The 1,424-nt window shown below is 35.3% G+C and carries 1 protein-coding gene; it reads right to left on the bottom strand.

Annotated features, from left to right (window positions below; translation table 11 throughout):
* Positions 1–109 precede the first annotated feature (109 nt).
* Positions 110–820: a potassium channel family protein gene (locus PVK70_RS18660; RefSeq protein WP_165367255.1), complete on the bottom strand. Its 711-nt coding sequence runs from the start codon at positions 818–820 to the stop codon at positions 110–112.
* Positions 821–1,424: the final 604 nt, after the last annotated feature.

The raw sequence follows: 1,424 nt of genomic DNA on the forward strand, positions 1-1,424 counted from the left end.
TGCATAACACGTTTGCTACCATGTAGATTAAGCCTAAATTTACCACTTAACACGGTAAACCAAAAGAAATCTAGAATGCCGAATGTAGCAAATCGTGTTGATGCATTTGTTATGTTCGTTTCTTCAATTTTTTACCACATATTTTGCAAATCTCAGGTTGAGATAACGCAAGACTAGAATAAATAGTAAAACAGACAACTATAAGACTAAAACCTGCTAATACTTCGAATACAGTTAAAAACTGTAATAACCAGTAACTAGGGCTAATATCCCCATACCCTACAGTCGTAATCGTAATTCCACTAAAATATATAGCTTCAAATATTGAAGAGAATTGGTGGGAATCTTTGTAAAAACACAGAGGCATTAAAAAATATAAAGTACCAAAATTGATGATTAACTCAATATAACTAGTTAATGCTAGCTTTAACCTTTCCCCGTATTTTAAGTCACTATTAGAGTGCTCACCATTTAACTTATCAATTGCATCGCCTAAAAATGCTTTCGTGATTTCAATACCACGCGATAGAAGGAAAAGCCAAATAATAATTATAGCCATAGCCCAGTATGGATACTTAATTAATGGATGCGCAGAAAAGCCAGACTCAGGGAATAAAGTCTGACCTAAATACGTAAGGCTTTGAACAGCTATACATATAATTATTGCGGATATAAAATATCTCTTGTTGTATTTTTTTAAAGCACTAGATAACTCCGTTTGACAAGCACCATTCTCTATCAATTTATTCTTATTAAGTTCAGCATATTTATATGTTGGAGATAACAGCCACCAGAATGCCGATGTATATTTAATTTTCATAGATTTTACCTTTAACCTCAAGAACATAACGCCTGCATAACACGTTTGCTACCATGCAGATTAAGCTCAAATTTACCACTTAATACGGTAAACTCAAAGAAACCTAGAATGCCGAATGTAGAAAATCGTGTTGATGCGATTGTTGTGCGTGCTTACTTTCGGCTCGGTTAACTTGGTAAAGAACTGCCCTGCCAAGATTTTCTAGGCCCTAATTCTAATTTACCGATAGTAATTAAGCGAACAAAATGTTCTTAAATTGCGAGATAAAGTGAATGGAAAACAGATACATTTCTTACACCATTTGAACGGTTTGGTTTCAGCATGTTTGGAACTGATAAACCAAATATCCTAACAACAATTGGGATTGAGAATGCCAAGAGGAAAACACTGATGCAGACTAAAATGAGGCATAACCAAAGAACAATTGAAGCGTAAAAATGCCTCTGAAACGCCTGAACTTAGGGAAATAAGGGCTAATTTGCCGAACCTGATGAAACGGAAATCAAAAGGCAACAAAGAAGAAATTTACGCTTACTAAGCCGAAACTACGAAAGCCGCGATCCTTTTGATGAACCGTGCAAAAAATTTCGGACTCAGTACGCAC

Source organism: Aliivibrio sp. A6 (assembly GCF_028765505.1).
Taxonomy (GTDB): Bacteria; Pseudomonadota; Gammaproteobacteria; order Enterobacterales; family Vibrionaceae; genus Aliivibrio; species Aliivibrio finisterrensis_A.